Annotated in this window: 24 protein-coding genes and 1 other annotated feature; of the genes, 22 read left to right on the forward strand and 2 right to left on the reverse strand. The window is 32.1% G+C overall.

Annotation, left to right across the window (positions count from 1 at the left end):
* Positions 1-7 precede the first annotated feature (7 nt).
* From IDG60_RS10065 to IDG60_RS10125, 13 genes are all read left to right on the forward strand, one after another.
* A complete protein-coding gene (locus IDG60_RS10065) occupies positions 8-937 on the forward strand; it encodes a hypothetical protein (RefSeq protein ID WP_001280022.1) in 930 nt (309 codons plus the stop codon).
* Between the two features lie 4 nt (positions 938-941).
* Positions 942-1,052: a hypothetical protein gene (locus IDG60_RS10070; RefSeq protein ID WP_001790560.1), complete on the forward strand. Its 111-nt coding sequence runs from the start codon at positions 942-944 to the stop codon at positions 1,050-1,052.
* 47 nt (positions 1,053-1,099) lie between these two features.
* Positions 1,100-2,401, forward strand: coding sequence for a trigger factor (tig, locus tag IDG60_RS10075; RefSeq protein WP_000127573.1), 1,302 nt, complete (start codon positions 1,100-1,102; stop codon positions 2,399-2,401).
* Between the two features lie 150 nt (positions 2,402-2,551).
* Positions 2,552-3,814, forward strand: coding sequence for an ATP-dependent Clp protease ATP-binding subunit ClpX (gene clpX, locus IDG60_RS10080; protein WP_000472302.1), 1,263 nt, complete (start codon positions 2,552-2,554; stop codon positions 3,812-3,814).
* Positions 3,815-3,967: 153 nt separating this feature from the next.
* Entirely contained in the window at positions 3,968-4,558 is a 591-nt protein-coding gene (gene yihA / locus IDG60_RS10085; protein ID WP_000867697.1) for a ribosome biogenesis GTP-binding protein YihA/YsxC, read from the forward strand.
* 216 nt (positions 4,559-4,774) lie between these two features.
* Positions 4,775-6,121 (forward strand): glutamyl-tRNA reductase, encoded by a 1,347-nt coding sequence (hemA, locus tag IDG60_RS10090; RefSeq protein WP_000545451.1) that lies wholly within the window; start codon positions 4,775-4,777, stop codon positions 6,119-6,121.
* Between the two features lie 21 nt (positions 6,122-6,142).
* Positions 6,143-6,958 carry a cytochrome c biogenesis protein gene (ccsA, locus tag IDG60_RS10095; RefSeq protein WP_001157329.1) on the forward strand — a complete coding sequence of 272 codons (816 nt, stop codon included), beginning with the start codon at positions 6,143-6,145 and terminating at the stop codon, positions 6,956-6,958.
* Positions 6,959-6,999: 41 nt separating this feature from the next.
* Complete coding sequence (gene hemC, locus IDG60_RS10100; RefSeq protein WP_001230232.1) at positions 7,000-7,926, forward strand: hydroxymethylbilane synthase; 927 nt, start codon at positions 7,000-7,002, stop codon at positions 7,924-7,926.
* Between the two features lie 21 nt (positions 7,927-7,947).
* Positions 7,948-8,616, forward strand: a complete 669-nt coding sequence (locus IDG60_RS10105; RefSeq protein WP_000805951.1) for a uroporphyrinogen-III synthase — start codon at positions 7,948-7,950, stop codon at positions 8,614-8,616.
* Between the two features lie 2 nt (positions 8,617-8,618).
* Positions 8,619-9,593 carry a porphobilinogen synthase gene (gene hemB / locus IDG60_RS10110; RefSeq protein ID WP_000667126.1) on the forward strand — a complete coding sequence of 325 codons (975 nt, stop codon included), beginning with the start codon at positions 8,619-8,621 and terminating at the stop codon, positions 9,591-9,593.
* A 47-nt stretch (positions 9,594-9,640) separates the two neighbouring features.
* A complete protein-coding gene (gene hemL, locus IDG60_RS10115) occupies positions 9,641-10,927 on the forward strand; it encodes a glutamate-1-semialdehyde 2,1-aminomutase (RefSeq protein ID WP_001270865.1) in 1,287 nt (428 codons plus the stop codon).
* Between the two features lie 60 nt (positions 10,928-10,987).
* The gene (locus tag IDG60_RS10120) at positions 10,988-11,089 is read left to right on the forward strand and encodes a hypothetical protein (RefSeq protein ID WP_001788970.1); all 102 of its coding nucleotides are present in this window, start codon (positions 10,988-10,990) and stop codon (positions 11,087-11,089) included.
* Between the two features lie 33 nt (positions 11,090-11,122).
* Complete coding sequence (locus tag IDG60_RS10125) at positions 11,123-12,196, forward strand: AbrB family transcriptional regulator (RefSeq protein ID WP_206160663.1); 1,074 nt, start codon at positions 11,123-11,125, stop codon at positions 12,194-12,196.
* 222 nt (positions 12,197-12,418) lie between these two features.
* Here IDG60_RS10125 and IDG60_RS10130 read toward each other — a convergent pair whose 3' ends face one another.
* Positions 12,419-12,979, reverse strand: coding sequence for a DNA-3-methyladenine glycosylase I (locus IDG60_RS10130; protein WP_001001237.1), 561 nt, complete (start codon positions 12,977-12,979; stop codon positions 12,419-12,421).
* Between the two features lie 57 nt (positions 12,980-13,036).
* Positions 13,037-13,338 (forward strand) — a binding site (T-box leader).
* A 43-nt stretch (positions 13,339-13,381) separates the two neighbouring features.
* Here IDG60_RS10130 and IDG60_RS10135 point away from each other — a divergent pair.
* The 5 genes from IDG60_RS10135 to IDG60_RS10155 all read left to right on the forward strand — a co-directional run bounded on the left by IDG60_RS10135 (position 13,382) and on the right by IDG60_RS10155 (position 19,308).
* The gene (locus IDG60_RS10135) at positions 13,382-16,012 is read left to right on the forward strand and encodes a valine--tRNA ligase (RefSeq protein WP_000425353.1); all 2,631 of its coding nucleotides are present in this window, start codon (positions 13,382-13,384) and stop codon (positions 16,010-16,012) included.
* 12 nt (positions 16,013-16,024) lie between these two features.
* Positions 16,025-17,296 carry a bifunctional folylpolyglutamate synthase/dihydrofolate synthase gene (locus IDG60_RS10140; RefSeq protein ID WP_001108346.1) on the forward strand — a complete coding sequence of 424 codons (1,272 nt, stop codon included), beginning with the start codon at positions 16,025-16,027 and terminating at the stop codon, positions 17,294-17,296.
* 269 nt (positions 17,297-17,565) lie between these two features.
* Positions 17,566-18,273, forward strand: coding sequence for a prepilin peptidase (locus IDG60_RS10145; protein ID WP_000261115.1), 708 nt, complete (start codon positions 17,566-17,568; stop codon positions 18,271-18,273).
* The gene (gene radC / locus IDG60_RS10150) at positions 18,270-18,956 is read left to right on the forward strand and encodes a RadC family protein (RefSeq protein WP_000692870.1); all 687 of its coding nucleotides are present in this window, start codon (positions 18,270-18,272) and stop codon (positions 18,954-18,956) included. Before IDG60_RS10145 ends, radC begins: the two co-directional genes overlap by 4 nt.
* Positions 18,957-19,023: 67 nt before the next feature.
* Entirely contained in the window at positions 19,024-19,308 is a 285-nt protein-coding gene (locus IDG60_RS10155) for a hypothetical protein (protein WP_000171859.1), read from the forward strand.
* Between the two features lie 116 nt (positions 19,309-19,424).
* Here IDG60_RS10155 and IDG60_RS10160 read toward each other — a convergent pair whose 3' ends face one another.
* Positions 19,425-19,622 (reverse strand): hypothetical protein, encoded by a 198-nt coding sequence (locus tag IDG60_RS10160; protein ID WP_000025835.1) that lies wholly within the window; start codon positions 19,620-19,622, stop codon positions 19,425-19,427.
* 159 nt (positions 19,623-19,781) lie between these two features.
* Between IDG60_RS10160 and IDG60_RS10165 the strand changes: the two genes are divergently transcribed.
* The 4 genes from IDG60_RS10165 (at position 19,782) to mreD (ending at position 22,019) form a co-directional block, all read left to right on the forward strand.
* Positions 19,782-20,255 carry a DUF4930 family protein gene (locus IDG60_RS10165; RefSeq protein WP_001236734.1) on the forward strand — a complete coding sequence of 158 codons (474 nt, stop codon included), beginning with the start codon at positions 19,782-19,784 and terminating at the stop codon, positions 20,253-20,255.
* A 73-nt stretch (positions 20,256-20,328) separates the two neighbouring features.
* The gene (locus IDG60_RS10170) at positions 20,329-20,448 is read left to right on the forward strand and encodes a hypothetical protein (RefSeq protein WP_000840602.1); all 120 of its coding nucleotides are present in this window, start codon (positions 20,329-20,331) and stop codon (positions 20,446-20,448) included.
* 198 nt (positions 20,449-20,646) lie between these two features.
* Entirely contained in the window at positions 20,647-21,489 is an 843-nt protein-coding gene (gene mreC / locus IDG60_RS10175; protein ID WP_000911041.1) for a rod shape-determining protein MreC, read from the forward strand.
* Entirely contained in the window at positions 21,489-22,019 is a 531-nt protein-coding gene (gene mreD, locus IDG60_RS10180; protein ID WP_001259925.1) for a rod shape-determining protein MreD, read from the forward strand. The genes mreC and mreD overlap by 1 nt, the downstream gene beginning before the upstream one ends.
* Positions 22,020-22,129: the final 110 nt, after the last annotated feature.

Below are 22,129 nucleotides of genomic sequence, written 5' to 3' on the forward strand. Positions count from 1 at the left end.
GACATATATGTCAGATATTATTCAGTTTCCTAACTCTTCGAAAAAGTTATATAAAGATATAAAACGTGCTGAACAAGACCAAAACTATGACCTGATGTATGAATATATTGTGCAATATGAACGTCAATTTGAACTCACTGAAGAAATAGCAATGATGAAATGCCGTATGTTATATGAGACGGGGTCATTTCTTGAATTAAGAGAAGAAACAATTGTCTTATTGAAAACTGGCATACAACAATATGATGCATTGATGATTTATTACGTGAAAAGTTTGATTGGTTTGGGACAATATTTTGAAGCGGTAGAAGTAATTCATCAAATTATTGATGAAGTCAAAGATCACAAAACAAGAATGGCATTACATCCTCTTAAAGAATTTGCTAAGTCAAAATTAATTGAAGATGAAAAACGATTGACTCAGTCATTAACTGATTTTGATACGTTATCAATGAGGGAACAGACGCACTTGATTTTGAAGTTAATAGACAATGGTCATTTTCAATTTCAAGAAACGGTATTATATATATTAAAATCTAATACGTACAGTTATAACCTCATTAGTTTAATGATTGAGTATTTAAGGTTTGCAAATTGTACACAAGAACTGACAATTGAAAAGTATGGTATGGATGTAACTTTTGTACCAGCTAATTTAAATGGGCTAGAACATACAACACTGAAAGAAAAAGTTATACCTAACGTTATGGAAACATTAAATGATGGTGCATTACATATCGCTGAAGAAGCACACCATATTATGAATAATCACTCTATCATGATTTATCCAATTGATATTGAAACTTTGTTTGAAACGAATAAATGGATTAATGCATACGAATGTTATTTCAAAAATATGTTAGGACTTAAATGTGAATTACAAAGTATCGATGCATTTAATTTTATTCAGCAATTAGATTTGAATAATAATAGTTAAATTGTTGCAAAATAATACTCAGCATTTTAATATAGTTTTGACGAAAAAAGTTGATTTACAAATATATAAACGTTGTGATTTCAATGTTTGTATAGGGAATAGACCTATGATATAATAGGGAAGTTGAAAAAATAAATTAGTTAATCATGGAGGTATATATACATGACAGCAACTTGGGAAAAAAAGGAAGGTAACGAAGGTTTATTAACTGTTACTGTTCCTGCAGAAAAAGTAAACAAAGCGTTAGATCAAGCATTCAAAAAAGTGGTTAAACAAATTAACGTACCTGGATTCCGTAAAGGTAAAGTGCCACGTCCAATTTTTGAACAACGCTTTGGTGTAGAAGCATTATATCAAGATGCTATCGACATTTTATTACCAGATGCTTATGGTGAAGCAATTGACGAAACTGATATTAAACCAGTTGCACAACCAGAAGTAAGTGTTACTCAAATTGAAAAAGGTAAAGATTTCATTTTTGAAGCAACAGTTACAGTTGAGCCAGAAGTTAAATTAGGAGACTATAAAGGTCTTGAAATTGAAAAACAAGAAACTGAATTATCTGATGATGAGTTACAAGAAGCGATTGACCACAGCTTAGGACATTTAGCTGAAATGGTAGTTAAAGAAGATGGTGTTGTTGAAAATGGCGACACAGTTAACATTGACTTTAGTGGTTCAGTTGACGGAGAAGAATTCGAAGGTGGACAAGCTGAAGGTTACGATTTAGAAATCGGTTCAGGTTCATTCATACCTGGTTTCGAAGAGCAATTAGAAGGTATGAAAGTTGACGAAGAAAAAGATGTTGTCGTAACATTCCCAGAAGAATACCATGCTGAAGAATTAGCTGGTAAAGAAGCAACTTTCAAAACAAAAGTTAACGAAATTAAATTTAAAGAAGTTCCAGAATTAACAGATGAAATTGCTAATGAATTAGATGCAGAAGCAAATACAGTAGACGAGTACAAAGAAAACTTACGTAAACGTTTAGCTGAACAAAAAGCTACAGATGCTGAAAATGTTGAAAAAGAAGAAGCGATTACAAAAGCTACTGATAATACAACAATCGATATTCCTGAAGCAATGGTTAATACTGAATTAGATCGTATGGTGTCTGAATTTGCACAAAGAATTCAACAACAAGGTTTAGATTTACAAACGTACTTCCAAATCTCAGGTCAAGATGAAACTCAATTAAGAGAGCAAATGAAAGACGATGCAGAACAACGTGTTAAAACTAACTTAACTTTAACTGCGATCGCTGAAGCTGAAAAAATCGAAGCTACTGATGAAGATATCGATAAAGAATTAGAAAAAATGAGTAAACAATTTAATATCTCAGTTGAAGATATCAAAAATACTTTAGGTAATACTGATATCATTAAAAATGATGTTCGTATCCAAAAAGTTATCGATTTATTAAGAGATAACGCAAAGTTCGTTGAAGGAACTAAAGAAGATTAATCTTCATTAAATATTAAATTACAAAAATGAGTAGCAGATGCATAGCTTATGTATCTGCTACTATTCTTTAAGCAAAAAGTTTGTATGTTAATATGTTGCATTGTAATATCCAATCTAGTATAGTCTTTAACGAATAGGGGTGTAAAAAGAATGTTTAAATTCAATGAAGATGAAGAAAATTTGAAATGCTCTTTCTGCGGAAAAGACCAAGATCAAGTAAAAAAACTTGTAGCAGGAAGTGGTGTATATATTTGTAATGAGTGTATTGAATTATGCTCAGAAATCGTCGAAGAAGAATTAGCTCAAAACACTTCTGAAGCGATGACAGAATTACCTACTCCTAAAGAAATTATGGATCATTTAAACGAATATGTTATTGGTCAAGAAAAAGCTAAAAAATCTTTAGCTGTAGCTGTTTATAACCACTATAAGCGTATTCAACAATTAGGACCAAAAGAAGATGATGTTGAATTACAAAAAAGTAACATTGCATTAATTGGGCCAACAGGTAGTGGTAAAACATTATTAGCTCAAACATTAGCCAAGACGTTGAATGTACCATTTGCAATTGCAGATGCGACAAGTTTAACTGAAGCTGGTTATGTAGGCGATGATGTTGAAAATATCTTGTTGAGATTAATTCAAGCAGCTGACTTTGACATTGATAAAGCCGAAAAAGGTATTATTTATGTAGATGAAATTGATAAAATTGCACGTAAATCTGAAAACACATCTATAACACGTGACGTTTCAGGTGAAGGTGTTCAACAAGCATTGCTTAAAATCTTAGAAGGTACGACTGCAAGTGTTCCGCCACAAGGTGGACGCAAACATCCAAACCAAGAAATGATTCAAATTGATACAACAAATATCTTATTTATTCTTGGTGGTGCCTTTGATGGTATTGAAGAAGTGATTAAGCGCCGTCTTGGTGAAAAAGTTATTGGTTTCTCAAGCAATGAAGCTGATAAATATGACGAACAAGCATTATTAGCACAAATTCGCCCAGAAGATTTGCAAGCCTATGGTTTGATTCCTGAATTTATCGGACGTGTGCCAATTGTAGCTAATTTAGAAACATTAGATGTAACTGCGTTGAAAAACATCTTAACGCAACCTAAAAATGCACTTGTGAAACAATATACTAAAATGCTGGAATTAGATGATGTGGATTTAGAGTTCACTGAAGAAGCTTTATCAGCAATTAGTGAAAAAGCAATTGAAAGAAAAACAGGTGCGCGTGGTTTACGTTCAATCATAGAAGAATCGTTAATCGATATTATGTTTGATGTGCCTTCTAACGAAAATGTAACGAAGGTAGTTATTACAGCACAAACAATTAATGAAGAAACTGAACCAGAACTATACGACGCAGAAGGCAATTTAATTAATAATAGTAAAACATCAGCTTAATCATTGATGTGTTATAAAAGTGAAAAGCTCCAATCAAAGTTGACGCTCAAATAGTTTAACTTTGATCGGAGCTTTTTTATAATGTATACCGAAAGGTTCAAATATTATATAATGGTAGAGTTGAAAGAGAATATAAAAAAGTGAGGATATAAAATGAAAGTTAATCCTAATAATATTGAATTAATCATTAGTGCAGTAAAAGAAGAACAATATCCAGAAACAGAATTGTCTGAAGTTGCACTGAGCGGTCGATCTAATGTAGGTAAGTCTACATTTATCAATAGTATGATTGGCAGAAAAAATATGGCACGTACATCACAGCAACCCGGCAAAACGCAAACGTTAAATTTTTATAATATAGATGAACAACTTATTTTTGTGGATGTTCCAGGGTATGGATATGCTAAAGTAAGTAAAACACAACGTGAAAAATTTGGGAAAATGATTGAGGAATATATAACTAAGAGAGAGAATTTGCAATTAGTTATTCAATTAGTTGATTTAAGACATGATCCAACACAAGATGATATCTTAATGTACAATTATTTGAAACATTTTGATATTCCTACTTTAGTTATATGCACTAAAGAAGACAAAATTCCAAAAGGTAAAGTTCAAAAGCATATTAAAAATATTAAGACACAATTAGATATGGACCCAGACGATACAATTGTAAGTTATTCATCAATTCAAAATAATAAACAACAACAAATATGGAATTTAATTGAACCGTATATTTCATAGTTTTTGTACGACAAAACTTATACAAAAATTTTAAAAATAATGTAAGCACGAAACTTTTAATTAGTACACAATTGATAACATTTTTCAACGTTCATCATTTTGTCAAAAACTCAAAAGTAAATTAGAAAGATTATAATTTATTTAAGCATCGTACTTAATTGGATTTTAAATTATGTTATAATATTTGTATTGTTAGTATATATGGGGGCGTTTCAAATGCATTTTATTGCAATTAGTATAAATCATCGCACAGCTGATGTTGCACTAAGAGAGCAAGTTGCTTTTAGAGATGATGCCTTACGAATTGCCCATGAAGATTTATATGAAACTAAATCTATTTTAGAAAATGTCATATTATCAACATGTAATCGAACTGAAGTATATGCTGTTGTTGATCAAATTCACACAGGTCGTTACTATATTCAACGATTTCTAGCTCGTGCATTTGGATTTGAAGTAGATGATATTAAAGCAATGTCAGAAGTAAAAGTGGGGGACGAAGCAGTAGAACATTTATTGCGTGTCACTTCTGGTTTAGATTCAATCGTACTTGGAGAAACTCAAATTTTAGGTCAAATAAGAGATGCATTTTTCTTAGCGCAAAGCACAGGTACGACAGGAACAATTTTTAATCATCTATTTAAACAGGCAATTACTTTTGCAAAAAGAGCACATAATGAAACAGATATAGCTGATAATGCTGTAAGTGTGTCTTATGCTGCGGTCGAGTTGGCGAAAAAAGTATTTGGCAAATTGAAAAGTAAGCAAGCTATCATTATTGGTGCAGGGGAAATGAGTGAATTATCACTATTAAATCTTCTTGGTTCTGGAATTACTGATATTACAGTAGTAAATAGAACAATTGAAAATGCTATGAAATTAGCAGCAAAGCATCAAGTGAAATATGATGAACTATCATCATTACCAAATTTACTTGAAAGTGCAGATATTGTGATTAGTTCAACGAGTGCACAATCTTATATCATTACAAATGAAATGATAGAAAGAATTGCAGAAAATAGAAAGCAAGATTCACTAGTATTGATTGATATTGCAGTTCCTCGAGATATTGAACCTGGTATTAGTGCCATCACAAACATCTTTAATTATGATGTTGATGACTTAAAAGGTTTAGTTGATGCAAACTTACGTGAGCGACAATTAGCGGCTGCAACAATTTCGGAACAAATTCCTGCAGAAATACATGCACACAATGAGTGGATTAGTATGTTGGGTGTTGTTCCAGTGATTAGAGCTTTACGTGAAAAAGCTATGGCAATTCAAGCAGAAACGATGGACAGTATTGATCGTAAATTGCCAGGGTTAAGCGAAAGAGAACGTAAAATTATATCTAAACATACAAAAAGTATCATCAATCAAATGTTGAAAGATCCTATTAAACAGGCCAAAGAATTAAGTAGTGATAAGAAAAGTAATGAAAAATTAGAGCTATTTCAAAATATATTTGATATCGAAGCTGAATGTCCTCATGAGCAAGCGAAGCAACAAAAAGAAAGCAAGGTCAAGGAAATTTCAGCGCGACGTATCTTTAGTTTTGAATAAGCATATTAATATGGTGATAATATGCAAGAAAACCTGTTTATTCGATTCAATGAAATTATATTATTAATATACTTAATCAGTATCATTTGCTATTTTTATGATTTTGTCCAAAAAAGTCATAAGATTAGAAGTTTAGGCATATATTTATTGGGGATTGTTTGGGTTTTACAAACAATCTCTTTATCTATTTTTATTATACAAACTAGACATATTCCATTAGGGTCTATTTCAGATGTATTCTATACTTTAAGTTGGCTGATTATTTCAATCTCTTTAATTCTTAACCTTATCAAAGTATTGAATTTCTCTGTGTTTTTCTTGAATTTAATAGGGTTAACACTTTTAGGGATGAATACATTTCAACCGACACATTATACTAATAAGGTTCAGAAAATTGCTGTTGTAGACGAGTTACTGTTAGTCCATATCGGTCTAGCTGTGTTAAGTTATGTCTTCTTTGCCTTAGCTTTTGTCAATGCATTACTGTATATCATGCAATACCGTAATTTGAAGGAAAAACGTTTTGATCAAAAATACTTTAGAATAGGTAGCGTTGCTACACTTGAATCAATTGTGTTTTACTCAACGTTAAGTGGGTGGATAATTCTCATATTTAGTATTATTTTAGGTACACAGTGGGGTGTAATTTCAGTTGGTGAACGTATATTCATTGACCCGAAGGTAATACTCTCTTCAATTATTACAGTATTATATGGAAGTTATATTTTGCTTAGAATCAACAAATGGTTGAATTCAAGGTATTTAATATACTATAACATTATTTTATTTTGCTTAAATATGATTAATTTATTTTTTGCAACACATTTTGTGAATTGAGAAAATAATCTAGAGCAATCCGTTCCTAGGAGGAATTGAACATGCGTAAATTAGTCGTTGGCTCCAGAAGAAGTAAATTAGCTTTAACACAAAGCCAGCAATTTATTAATAAATTAAAAGCTGTCGAGCCAAATCTAGAAATTGAAATTAAAGAAATTGTCACGAAAGGCGATCGTATAGTAGATAAACAATTGTCTAAAGTCGGAGGCAAAGGCTTATTTGTTAAAGAAATACAACATGAACTTTTTGAAAAAAATATCGATATGGCAATACACTCGCTTAAAGACGTACCAAGTGTAATTCCGGAAGGTTTAACATTAGGTTGTATCCCTGATAGAGAATTACCTTTTGATGCGTATATTTCTAAAACACATACACCACTATCCCAATTGCCAGAAGGCAGTATTATTGGTACTAGTTCATTACGTCGTGGTGCACAAATATTATCTAAGTATCCTAATTTAGAGATTAAATGGATTAGAGGTAATATAGATACACGATTAGAAAAGTTACAAACTGAAGATTATGATGCGATTATTTTAGCTGCAGCTGGTTTAAGAAGAATGGGCTGGTCAGATGATATTGTAACATCTTATCTTGATAGAGATACATTGTTACCTGCAATCGGACAAGGTGCTTTAGGGATAGAATGTCGTAGTGACGATGAAGAACTATTAACATTATTAAGCAAAGTACATAATGATGAGGTTGCAAAATGTGTGACTGCTGAACGAACGTTTTTAGCAGAAATGGATGGTAGTTGTCAGGTGCCAATCGCAGGATATGCTACAATCTCAGATCAAAAAGAAATCGAATTTACAGGTTTAATTATGACCCCAGATGGTAAAGAACGATTTGAATATACAATGAACGGAACAGATCCGGTTGAGTTAGGCAAAACAGTGAGTAACAAATTAAAAGAGCAAGGTGCTTATGAAATTATAAAACGCTTAAATGAACAACATTAAATAATGGAGTGACGTTTAAATATGAAGCCAGTTGTAGTTATGACACAAACAAATGACATGCAAAGTGATTTAGTATCAATTATTCACAAACCCTTTATTGATATAAAGCCACTAAATTTTGATATTCATTTGTTAAATCAACGCTATGACTGGCTTATTTTTTCATCTAAAAATGCTGTGAAATTCTTTTATAAATATCTAAAAGGAATTAATGTTGATAACATTGCTGTGATAGGAAGTAAGACAGCGCAATATTGTGAATCACTTGGCATTCGAGTTGATTTTATGCCAAACGACTTTTCTCAAGAAGGATTTTTAAAATCATTTAATCAAACTAACCAAAAAATACTTTTGCCTTCGAGTGAATTGGCGAGACCATTGTTATTAGCAGCGTTATCTAAAGATAATGAAGTTGTTAAAATAGATTTATATACTTCAGTGCCTAACAAACAAAATATACAAGATGTTAAAGAAATGATAGAACATCAACAAATCGATGCATTAACATTTTCAAGTTCGTCGGCAGTACGTTATTATTTTAATGAAGGATTTGTACCAAAATTCAAGTCGTATTTTGCTATTGGAGAACAAACAGCACGGACCATTAAAACATATCAACAACCAGTAACAATTGCAGAAATTCAAACACTCGAATCACTAATTGAAAAGATTTTAGAAAGTAGGGGCTAAAAATGAAATTTGATAGACATAGAAGATTGAGATCATCAGCGACAATGAGAGATATGGTTAGAGAGAATCATGTAAGAAAAGAAGATTTAATATATCCAATTTTTGTAGTTGAAAAAGACGATGTGAAAAAAGAAATTAAGTCATTGCCAGGTGTATACCAAATCAGTTTGAATTTACTTGAAAGTGAATTAAAAGAAGCTTATGACTTAGGCATACGTGCCATTATGTTTTTCGGTGTTCCAAACTCAAAAGATGATATAGGTACTGGTGCATACATTCACGATGGTGTTATTCAACAGGCAACACGTATTGCTAAAAAAATGTATGATGACTTATTAATTGTTGCAGACACTTGTTTATGTGAATATACTGATCATGGTCATTGTGGCGTGATTGATGACCATACACATGACGTTGACAATGATAAATCATTGCCACTACTTGTTAAAACAGCAATTTCTCAAGTGGAAGCTGGTGCTGATATTATTGCGCCAAGTAATATGATGGATGGTTTTGTTGCTGAAATTCGTCGTGGATTAGATGAAGCCGGCTATTACAATATTCCTATAATGAGTTATGGTGTCAAGTATGCATCAAGTTTCTTTGGACCTTTTAGAGATGCAGCAGATTCAGCGCCATCATTTGGGGATAGAAAAACGTATCAGATGGACCCTGCTAACCGTTTGGAAGCACTTCGTGAATTAGAAAGTGATCTTAAAGAAGGGTGCGACATGATGATTGTTAAACCTGCTCTAAGTTATTTAGACATAGTTCGAGATGTTAAAAATCATACGAATGTTCCAGTTGTTGCATATAATGTGAGTGGAGAATATAGTATGACTAAAGCAGCGGCACAAAATGGTTGGATAGATGAAGAACGTGTCGTTATGGAACAAATGGTTTCAATGAAACGTGCAGGTGCTGATATGATTATTACGTATTTTGCAAAGGACATTTGTCGCTATTTAGATAAATAAGGTTTTATATGTATGATTTTCCATAAACTATAGGAGGAATTTACTTTATGAGATATACGAAATCAGAAGAAGCAATGAAGGTTGCTGAAACTTTAATGCCTGGTGGTGTAAATAGTCCAGTACGCGCATTTAAATCAGTAGATACACCAGCAATTTTTATGGATCACGGTAAAGGCTCAAAAATTTATGATATCGATGGTAACGAGTATATCGACTATGTACTAAGTTGGGGGCCGCTTATTTTAGGACATAGAGACCCTCAAGTTATTAGTCATTTACATGAAGCAATTGATAAAGGTACAAGTTTTGGTGCATCAACATTACTTGAAAATAAATTGGCGCAGCTCGTTATTGACCGAGTACCTTCAATAGAAAAAGTGCGTATGGTGTCATCTGGTACAGAAGCTACATTGGATACTTTAAGATTAGCACGTGGTTATACTGGCAGAAATAAAATTGTGAAATTTGAAGGTTGCTATCATGGTCATAGTGATTCGTTATTAATCAAAGCTGGTTCTGGGGTGGCAACATTAGGATTGCCGGATTCTCCTGGTGTGCCTGAAGGTATTGCTAAAAATACAATTACAGTTCCATACAATGATTTAGATGCACTTAAAATCGCTTTCGAAAAATTTGGAGACGATATTGCTGGTGTAATCGTAGAACCTGTTGCTGGTAATATGGGTGTCGTACCACCGATTGAAGGTTTTTTACAGGGATTAAGAGATATTACGACTGAATACGGCGCATTGCTAATTTTCGATGAAGTAATGACTGGTTTCAGAGTCGGTTATCATTGTGCACAAGGTTACTTTGGTGTGACACCAGATTTAACTTGCTTAGGAAAAGTTATCGGTGGAGGACTACCTGTAGGTGCTTTTGGTGGTAAAAAAGAAATCATGGATCATATAGCACCATTAGGAAATATTTATCAAGCGGGTACGTTATCAGGAAATCCTCTTGCAATGACAAGTGGTTATGAAACGTTAAGCCAATTAACGCCAGAGACATATGAGTATTTTAATATGTTAGGCGATATACTTGAAGACGGTTTAAAGCGTGTATTTGCTAAACACAATGTACCAATAACTGTAAATAGAGCAGGTTCAATGATTGGTTATTTCTTAAATGAAGGACCTGTAACTAATTTTGAACAAGCGAATAAAAGTGATTTGAAATTATTTGCAGAAATGTATCGAGAAATGGCAAAAGAAGGTGTGTTTTTACCACCATCTCAATTTGAAGGTACATTCTTATCTACGGCACACACGAAAGAAGATATTGAAAAAACGATTCAAGCATTTGATACGGCTTTAAGTCGTATTGTAAAATAAATATACGGACAAATTGAGAGCCTGAACTTTGTTCAGGCTCTTTTTAAATGTATATCAGGCATGGGCGGCGACTTGATAGTGAAAGTCCATATATGCTTTGTAGTCAAAACTGCTAGCGGATATTGTTATCTTAACAAACGTGAAGCTCAAGCAGCAATTTAGTCATTTTATTTTTTATTGAAAGAAGTGGAAAACATGACAATGATATATAGAAATAATTTCATTGTGTTCGTTTTATCATTTTTTATTAGTATTATATTGTATTCATCGCACGTATTACTCCCATTTATGTTTGGTCCTATTATCGCATCAATCATTTGTGTGAAAGTTTTCAAACTTGATATTAAATGGCCATTCTTACTTAGTGAATTAGGGATTGTACTATTAGGGGTGCAAATCGGATCAACGTTTACGAAAAATGTCGTTATGGATATTAAAAACAATTGGCTTTCGATTATTGTTGTATCTATTTCGATATTATTAATTGCAATAGTAATGGCATTTATTTTTAAAAAAATTGCACGTATTAATACAGAAACAGCTATTTTAAGTGTTATACCAGGAGCACTAACACAAATGCTGGTCATGGCTGAACAAGACAAACGTGCTAATTTGTTAGTTGTTAGCTTAACGCAAACATCACGAATTATATTTGTTGTTGTTTTAGTACCGTTCATTTCATATTTTTTTCATGATGGTAACATGCATGCGAATGGAAAGTTAACAAAAGTCTTGCCTTTATCACAAGTATTAAACATAGGGCAAATAGTTATTTTAGCGATAGCTATCTTTATAGTTTATCTAATTATGTCTAAAATAAAGTTTCCAACATTTCAATTATTAGCACCACTCATTGTATTAATTGTTTGGAATTTTTCTACAGGTTTAACATTTACACTAGATCATTGGTTGTTGAACATGGCACAACTAATATATATGATTAGAATTGGAGTTCAAATTGCGCATTTATTGTCAGATTTAAAAGGTAGACTAGCAATCGCAATTACAATTCAAAATATTATGTTGATAATTGGTGCGCTAATCATGGTTTATGTCATACATTTCTTTGATAATAATCCTATTAATGAATTGTTTCTTGGTGCAGCACCAGGAGGGGTTAATCAGATAGTTTTAGTTGCATTAGCTACTGGTGCCGATGTTGCTATGATTACGAGTTATCATATTTTCCGAATCTTTTTCATCCTATTTATTATTGCACCAGGAATTAATTACTTTTTAAAATATCGTTCGAATAAGCGTGAAGATTAGAAACTATCATCCATTTAAGTTGAATTATGCTTAGGATAGAATTCATTATTAAGGTTTAAGCAAAGGTTGTACATCTATTTTTAGATTAAGATATCTAATATTAGCAGTGCATTAACTTGGAACTTTAACTTATGATTTGAATAAATTTTCACATCAAAAAACGAGACAGTCTATTAGTTAAAAATAGATGATGTCTCGTTTACTTTATGATGCTATAGCAAATTAATTGTGTTTAGGCTTTGATGGACAATCTTTTAAATGTGCATCATATAAACCAGCTGCTTCTAAAAACGAAAATACTGTTACTGGACCTAAAAATTTAAACCCGTATTGTTTTAAATCTTTAGATAGTTGTGTTGCAGTATCATCAACTGTGATACGATCAGAAGCATGTTCATACTGCAAATCTTTAGGCTTACCATTTACATAAGACCATAAAAATTTACTAAAACTACCATATGCTTGTTCAATTTTTAAATACCCTTGAGCTTGATTAACAATTGCTTCTAATTTTTTACGATGATGAACGATATTTGGAAAAGTCATTAAGCGGTCGATATCTTGAGCGGTCATTTGTGCTACCTTTTCTGGTTCGAAATCATAAAATGCTTCTTCATAGGCTTCTTTCTTTTTTAAAATAGTTAACCAAGATAGCCCAGCATGTTGTGATTCTAATGCTAAAAGTTTAAACAATGCCTTGCTATCATAGAGCGGTTGTCCCCATACATGATCATGATAGTTTAAGTAGACTGGATCTTTAGTACCAAATGCGCATTCATTCATTTTATTCCCACCTATACATTGACTTATTTTGTCAATCATTATACTATAAGTTAAGAGTTTAATATAGGATTTGGGAAGAGTAAGTTCAAATTATTTTAAAGAGAGCATATGATTTGGTGTGAGTATGTAAATGATTTTTACTGAAGGTAGCCCACAGAGTATCTTAGCTGAACGTGATTAATAGTAGGCTAAGACGTGTTTGAGCGTTAATCATAATCTAGAGTGCTTGAAGAGATGAAGCATTTCAAATTTCACGATGATAGTATTGGTATGATTATTCCAATTATGTTAAAAGAGTGAATTTGATATTAAACATCCTTCTTGAATATAGGTGGTACCACGGAATATCCGTCCTATTTGTATATAGGATGGATATTTTTATTTTTTTAGGAGGTATAACAAATGGAAATGAAACCAAAATATGATCCTCGTGAAGTTGAAGCGGGACGTTATGAAGAATGGGTAAAGAATGGTTATTTTAAACCGTCAGAAGATAAATCAAAAGAAACATATACAATTGTTATCCCGCCACCAAATGTAACTGGTAAATTACATTTAGGACATGCATGGGATACGACTTTACAAGATATCATTACACGTATGAAACGTATGCAAGGATACGATACGTTATACTTACCAGGTATGGATCATGCTGGTATTGCGACACAGGCAAAGGTAGAAGCTAAATTAAATGAACAAGGAATAACTAGATATGATCTTGGTCGTGAAAAGTTTTTAGAACAGGCATGGGATTGGAAAGAAGAGTATGCGTCATTTATTCGTGCGCAATGGGCTAAATTAGGTCTAGGTTTAGATTATAGTAGAGAACGTTTTACTTTAGATGAAGGTTTAAGTAAAGCAGTTAAAAAAGTTTTTGTTGATTTATACAATAAAGGAATTATTTATCGTGGCGAACGTATTATAAATTGGGATCCTAAAGCACGTACAGCTTTATCTGATATTGAAGTAATACATGAAGATGTTCAAGGTGCGTTTTATCATTTTAAATATCCTTACGCTGATGGTGAAGGTTTTATTGAAATTGCAACAACAAGACCAGAAACGATGTTAGGTGATACAGCGATTGTTGTTAACCCTAATGACGAACGATACAAAGATGTAATCGGTAAAACTGTTATATTACCAATCGTAGGACGCGAATTGCCTATTTTAGCAGATGAGTATGTTGATATAGACTTCGGTTCTGGTGCTATGAAAGTGACACCAGCACATGACCCTAATGATTTTGAAATTGGTCAAAGACATCAATTAGAAAATATTATCGTTATGGATGAAAATGGTAAAATGAACGACAAAGCGGGTAAATATGAAGGTATGGACCGTTTTGATTGTCGTAAACAGCTAGTTAAAGATTTAAAAGAACAAGATTTAGTTATCAAGATTGAAGATCATGTTCATTCTGTAGGTCATTCAGAACGATCTGGCGCTGTTGTTGAACCATATTTATCAACACAATGGTTTGTGCGCATGGAAGACTTAGCGAAACGTTCATTAGATAACCAAAAAACAGATGATCGTATTGATTTTTATCCGCAACGTTTCGAACATACATTTAACCAATGGATGGAAAATATTAGAGATTGGACGATTTCAAGACAATTATGGTGGGGTCATCAAATTCCGGCTTGGTATCATAAAGAAACAGGCGAAATATATGTTGGAGAAGAAGCGCCAACTGATATTGAAAATTGGCAACAAGATGAAGATGTATTAGATACGTGGTTCTCAAGTGCTTTATGGCCTTTCTCTACGTTAGGTTGGCCTGATTTAGAAAGTGAAGACTTTAAACGATACTACCCAACAAATGCCTTAGTTACAGGTTACGATATTATCTTTTTCTGGGTCGCACGCATGATATTCCAAGGCTTAGAATTTACAGATCGTCGTCCATTTAATGATGTATTATTACACGGTTTAGTTCGTGCTGAAGACGGGCGTAAGATGAGTAAATCATTAGGTAATGGTGTGGATCCAATGGATGTTATTGACGAATACGGTGCTGATAGCTTGCGTTACTTCTTAGCAACAGGTTCATCTCCAGGACATGATTTAAGATACTCAACTGAAAAAGTTGAGTCAGTGTGGAACTTTATCAATAAAATCTGGAATGGGGCACGTTTCAGTTTAATGAATATCGGTGAAGACTTTAAAGTTGAAGATATCGATTTAAGTGGTAACTTATCATTAGCAGATAAATGGATTCTAACACGTTTAAATGAAACGATTGCAACAGTTACTGATTTAAGTGACAAATATGAATTCGGCGAAGTTGGACGTGCATTATATAATTTCATTTGGGATGATTTCTGTGATTGGTACATTGAAATGAGTAAAATTCCAATGAATAGTAATGATGAAGAACAAAAACAAGTTACACGTTCAGTATTGAGTTATACTTTAGACAATATTATGAGAATGCTACATCCATTCATGCCATTTGTAACAGAGAAAATATGGCAAAGTTTACCACATGAAGGTGACACAATTGTTAAAGCTTCATGGCCAGAAGTGCGTGAATCATTGATTTTTGAAGAAAGTAAACAAACAATGCAACAACTTGTTGAAATCATTAAATCTGTAAGACAATCACGTGTAGAAGTAAATACGCCATTGTCTAAAGAAATACCTATTTTAATTCAAGCTAAAGATAAAGAAATTGAAACAACTTTATCACAAAACAAAGATTATTTAATCAAATTCTGTAATCCTAGTACCTTAAATATTAGCACTGACGTGGAAATTCCTGAGAAAGCAATGACATCAGTTGTAATTGCAGGTAAAGTGGTATTACCATTAGAAGGGCTAATTGATATGGATAAGGAAATCAGCCGTTTGGAAAAAGAATTAGCTAAACTTCAAAGCGAATTAGATAGAGTAGATAAAAAGCTCTCTAATGAAAACTTTGTAAGTAAAGCACCTGAAAAGGTTATAAATGAAGAAAAACGTAAAAAACAAGATTATCAAGAAAAATATGATGGTGTGAAGGCAAGAATTGAACAATTAAAAGCATAGGAGTTAGTAACAATGAATTACCTAGAGAGCTTGTATTGGATACACGAAAGAACTAAATTTGGCATCAAACCAGGTGTTAAACGTATGGAATGGATGCTAGCACAATTTAATAATCCTCAAAATAACATTAAGGGTATTCATGTAGGTGGCACAAATGGTAAAGGCTCTACAGTTGCTTACCTTAGAACAGCTTTAGTTGAAAATGGTTATGAAGTAGGTACATTTACGTCGCCGTTTATTGAAACATTTAATGAACGAATTAGTCTAAATGGTGTGCCAATATCAAATGACGCTATTGTAGAATTAGTATCACGTATTAAACCAGTAAGTGAAATGATGGAACGTGAAACAGATTTAGGTGTTGCAACTGAATTCGAAATAATCACAGCGATGATGTTTTTATATTTTGGTGAAATACATCCTGTTGATTTTGTCATTGTTGAGGCTGGATTGGGTATAAAGAACGATTCGACAAATGTCTTTACACCGGTTTTATCAATCTTAACTAGTATCGGTCTAGACCATACAGATATTTTAGGTGGTACTTATCTAGATATTGCTAGGGATAAAGGCGCGATTATAAAGCCTAACGTTCCAGTGATATATGCTGTTAAAAATGAAGATGCATTAAAATATGTTCGTGAACGCGCAATTGAACAACATGCAAAGCCAATTGAATTAGATAGAGAAATTGTTGTTGTATCGCAAAATGATGAATTTACTTACCGTTATAAAGATTATGAATTAGAAACAATCATTTTAAGCATGTTAGGTGAACATCAGAAACAAAATGCTGCATTAGCCATAACAGCTCTTATTGAATTAAATGAACAAGGATTAATTGAATTAGATTTCAATAAGATGATAGACGGTATTGAATCAGTTCGTTGGACTGGACGTATTGAGCAGGTGCATGACAAACCTTTAATCATTTTGGATGGCGCACATAATTCAGAGAGTATAGATGCTCTAATTGATACAATTAAACAGTACCATGATAAAGAAAAAGTAGATATTTTGTTCTCAGCAATAAACGGAAAACCGATTAACGAGATGGTCAAACATTTAAGTTTAATTGCGCATACGTTTTATGCAACTGAATTTGATTTTCCGAAAGCGTTACGCAAAGAAGAAATTGTAGGTAGTATTGAAAATGATGAAATACAATTAGTAGATGACTACGTTGAATTTATAAAAAATTATCAAGGTGATACATTAGTAATTACCGGTAGTCTGTATTTCATAAGTGAAGTTAAATCAAAATTAGACTTTGAAGCATTATAAAACTAAAACTAAAATAGCCATGAAGAATCTATTTAATCAATAGGTAGAGCTTCATGGTTATTTTTTATGCTCTAAATCGTATGTGTTTATAAGGTTCAATTTCTTGCCATTATTAATTTTGCCGAGCAGTAATGGGTTGTTAAAGTATCCATCAATTATGCTTAGCAATATTGAAAAATTTAAATGAAAAAGCGGTTCAATTCTTGAAAAATAGTGTATATTTACATTTTGGTAATAACTAACTATAATTTACATAAGGAGGTTGTCATTTGGTAGTATTGTTATCTTATAGTTGCAGTTGTATTTTTAGTTTTCTATATCAATTTATATCTATAGAAGAAACGTCATTTGATTATTTACATAGAAGATCGAAATGTGATTATTGTAATTCGTCACTCAAATGGTATGAATTAATGCCGATTATTAGTTTTTTATTATTAAAAGGGCGATGTCGAAACTGTCGAAAGCGTATTTCCCTAACACATTTCTTAGGGGAAACCTTTGCTTTAATACCTATCGTCTTTATTAAGTATGATTTCACATACGTAAATGCTACGCTATTTATAACTACATATGTTTTTCTGCTTATTTTTACTATGACCGATATCACTTCTTTAATGTTAGATTGTCGCTTAATTATAATTTATTGTATCGTTTCTCTCTCGTTAAGTATGATTTATCCAGTAGCTTTTATCATTATTAGTATGACCACGCATATATTCTACTTTTTATTTCGGGCATATATTGGTTATGGTGACGTTTTACTAATATCTGCACTTTCTTTGTTTTTCCCTCTCCAATTCACTATTTATGTCATTTTATTTACATTTGTCATTGCTGGTTTAGTTGCTTTAATTACCATGATATTTAAGCCGATTAAACTATTACCCCTTGTTCCATTTATATTTATTTCCTTTTTTATCAATTCACTTTTTTATAATGATATCCATCAATTTTTAGGAGGCGTATATTTTTGAAAATTAAAGAAATGGTAACTTCAGAAATGCCAAGAGAACGTTTGTTAAGCCATGGTGCAAAAAGTCTTTCGAATACAGAATTATTAGCTATATTAATTAACACCGGAAGAAAAGGATTCTCGAGCATAGACATTAGTAATGAACTGCTTAAATCTGCTTCGAATCTGAATGAATTGAAAAAATCTTCAATTAACGATTTGATAAAAGTTAAAGGGATTGGATTACAAAAAGCAATTACTTTAAAAGCAGCATTTGAGTTAGGGGAAAGGATGGGGAGAAGAGCTGAAAATAATCGTATAAAAATAACGCAACCAAGTGATGTTGCTGATTATATGATTCCAACAATGAAAGATTTAACACAAGAACATTTTGTCATTTTATTGTTAAATTCAAAAAATGTAGTGATTAAAGAAACCTGTGTTTTTAAAGGTACATTAAATAGTTCGATTGTACATCCACGTGAAATTTTTAGTATTGCGGTGAGAGAAAATGCCAATGCAATCATCGCAGTTCATAATCATCCATCCGGTGATGTAACGCCCTCACAAGAAGATATCATAACAACAATGAGGTTGAAGGAGTGTGGTTTGATTTTAGGGATAGATTTATTGGATCATATTATAATCGGTGATAATAGATTTACCAGTCTTGTAGAAGCGGGTTACTTTGATGAAAATGATTGAAGTTGATAGAATTAATGACGTATCTTGTGTATAATACCTACGAAGTACTTTCATTGGAGGAAAAATAGTGACTCTATTTATTATTATCGGGGTTCTCGTGCCAATGGTTTATACCATGCAGTTAAATATTAAAAATGAACCTGTAACAAAGCGCAATCTATTAATAACATTAGCTTTATCTACGTTAGGTATTTTAGTAACGGCGTTAGCAGGTGTGATCGTTACGAAACAAGCTTTTCCTTTATTAAGTGTAGCAATCGGCTCAATTTTTACTGGAATCGTTTGGGGCCTTTTACTAAGTGGTAGCTACGCGCTGATACGATTTTTATCTAACGCATTTGGGCGTAAGTAATAGTAATCTGTTCATCAAGTAGTATCCGTGCTTGAAACCAAATTAAAACTCCTAATGTGGAACTAGTTAAAAAATTCTAAACTAGTACATTAGGAGTTTTGTTATGCAGAATAAATTTAATTGTTAAATTGAAAGTGCGGTAAAAACCCACTATTTATTTGAAAAAAATCGAGCAACCAAATTAAACCTTGATATCCTAAGTAAATACATAATAAAACAAGTCCGACATAAATTAAAAATCGCAAAATAGAAAGTCCAACTCTAAAAAGGAGGATGACTAATAGTGCTATTAAAATAATTGTTAGTATACTCAATGCTACAAACCTCCTCATACGCTTTTAAATCATAACAAAATTATAAGCTATTTTAAATGAACGTGCATCAGTCCTAAGATATATCATGATTAAGGCTGAAGACTGAGGAAAATATACATAATAAAATATATAATTAGATGAAGACATTGGAGGCGAACTATGAGATTGATATTTAGTATGATTAAAAACATTATAGCAGTAATAGCAATTGTGATAATTGTTTATATCGCCTTGAAATACGCACCTTTTTTAAAAGAACAAGATTGGAATCCTGTAAATCACGATAATGATCAAATGAATCAAGTTACGCAACCCACTAATGATGCCCAACATGTTTATGTAAGTGGTGAGAAATATTCATTAAAAGAAAATGATTTAATAAAGAATGTACCATTAAGCCAAATTAAAAATGTATTTAAAATGATAGATAAACAAGAGTTTATGGCTGTGTCTGGAATGAATCGCATGGCTTATAATGATCAATATATTATAGGTCAAAGAGGAGACGAATTTATTCTTTATAAATTTGGAGATGAGTCAATGCGTGTTTACAATACTGAATTTGAAATGCAACAAGACTTAAATGAATTAGGGCAAAATTTACAACTAAAACCCGAAAATGCTTATCAATAGGAAATTATTGCATAAGAAATATATTTTAGTTATCCTGTCACTAGAATAAATTTAAAAGGTTGGTGTAGTTCAAATGGCAGAACAATCAAAACAGAAACAAGCTAATGAACAACAAAAGGCCCAGAACTTATTCGCACGTTGGAGACAACTTCAGAATTCGAACAGTGAATCCTCGAACGATACAAACAAATAATTTTAAAATTTAAATCGATTATTTAAACTACTAGTGACTGGAATGTTTGCTAGTAGTTTTTTGTTTTTAAAATGCCACAAATTTTTTACGGAGTTGTTCATTTTCAAAGTAATTCGTAGTTAGTGCTTTATTTCATAATGGGAGTAATATAAAATAGAAAAGGATATACAATATTTTGACATAATAGAGGTGTTCTGGGTGCTTAAGTTTTTTAAAAATAACAAATTAATTGTTGTTTTATGTGCAATTATCGTTTTTATTGCATTAATTGGGCTGTCCATACGTTCACAATCTCAATCACCTCCTGAACAATATATAGGTGATTCTGTGTCTTTTGGACAACGAGTTGTGAGTTATCCAGTTAATTTTGTTGCTGGTACGATTGGGGACTTTTTTAAAAAAGGAGATTCTAAAGAATCTAAAAATAAGATTAGCCAGTTAGAATCTAAGAACCAACAATTAGAAGCGGAAAATGAAAAATTAAAAAAAGAGCTTGATTTAAAAGATATTTCAAAATTTGATCCTATTTCTACTACGGTTTTAGCAAGAAATCCGGATCAGTGGATGAATACAATTGTAATTGATAAGGGATCTAAATCAGGTATAACTTCAAATATGGCTGTGATGACATCACAAGGTTTTGTTGGAAGAGTTACTAAAGTTAATAAATTTTCTTCACAAGTTGATTTAATCTCAACTAATACACGTGCGGGTAAATTATCTGTAAATATACAACACGGTTCTAAAAATATATTTGGTTTAATTGATCGTTATGATGAAAAGAACTCAGAACTTGTAATTAGTGACATTAATAATAGAGATAATATCTCAAAAGGTGATAAAGTCGTTACAAGTGGATTAGCTGATCAACTACCAAGTAATTTATATATAGGAGAAGTGACTAAGGTTCAAAATGATCAATACGGCTTAGCTAAAGAAGTTAGGGTTAAGACTGGTGCAGACTTAACAGATTTGAGTCATGTTTATGTTGCAAAAAGAGATCCTAAAACAATTCCTGATGATGAAAGCAGGGATAAATAATGCGTACACTGTATTATTTTTTGATAGGTATTTTACTATTTTATATAGATACTGCAATTGGGCTTCTTATTCCAATGCATATAGGTAAGTTTGAACTTGTATTTGTACCACACCTTACATTTATGTATATTTTAATGATGGTAGTGTATCGTGGCTTTGGCGTATCATTATTGCTCAGCATATTTTTAGGCGTAATGACTGATGTATACTTTGGTAGTATTTATGGAGTGTACTTATTTGGCTATATATTGTTTTTAGCACTTATAGATCGATTCTTTAAAATTTTTTACAAAGATCATTCGATGTTATTCATTATTATATTAGCCAGCACCTTATTATTAGAAGTCTATGTGGCATTAATATACGGTATGTTAGGATTCATTCAATTTGATATTATTCATTTTGTAGTCTTTAGATTATTGCCAACATTAATTATGAATTTTGTACTGTTGATTATGCTTTATCCGTTGATTATAAAGTTCCTTAAAAAAACAAACAATGACATTGACATGAAACGTCGTCAATGGTAAGATGCAATAGTTGAGTAGTTATAAGTAGCTACATACAACCGCTCAAATATAGGTTCAAGAACATTTTTAATGAAGAAAGCGATTGTCAATCAAGGCGTTGAAGGAAGAAA

The organism is Staphylococcus sp. EG-SA-2, assembly GCF_017152085.1.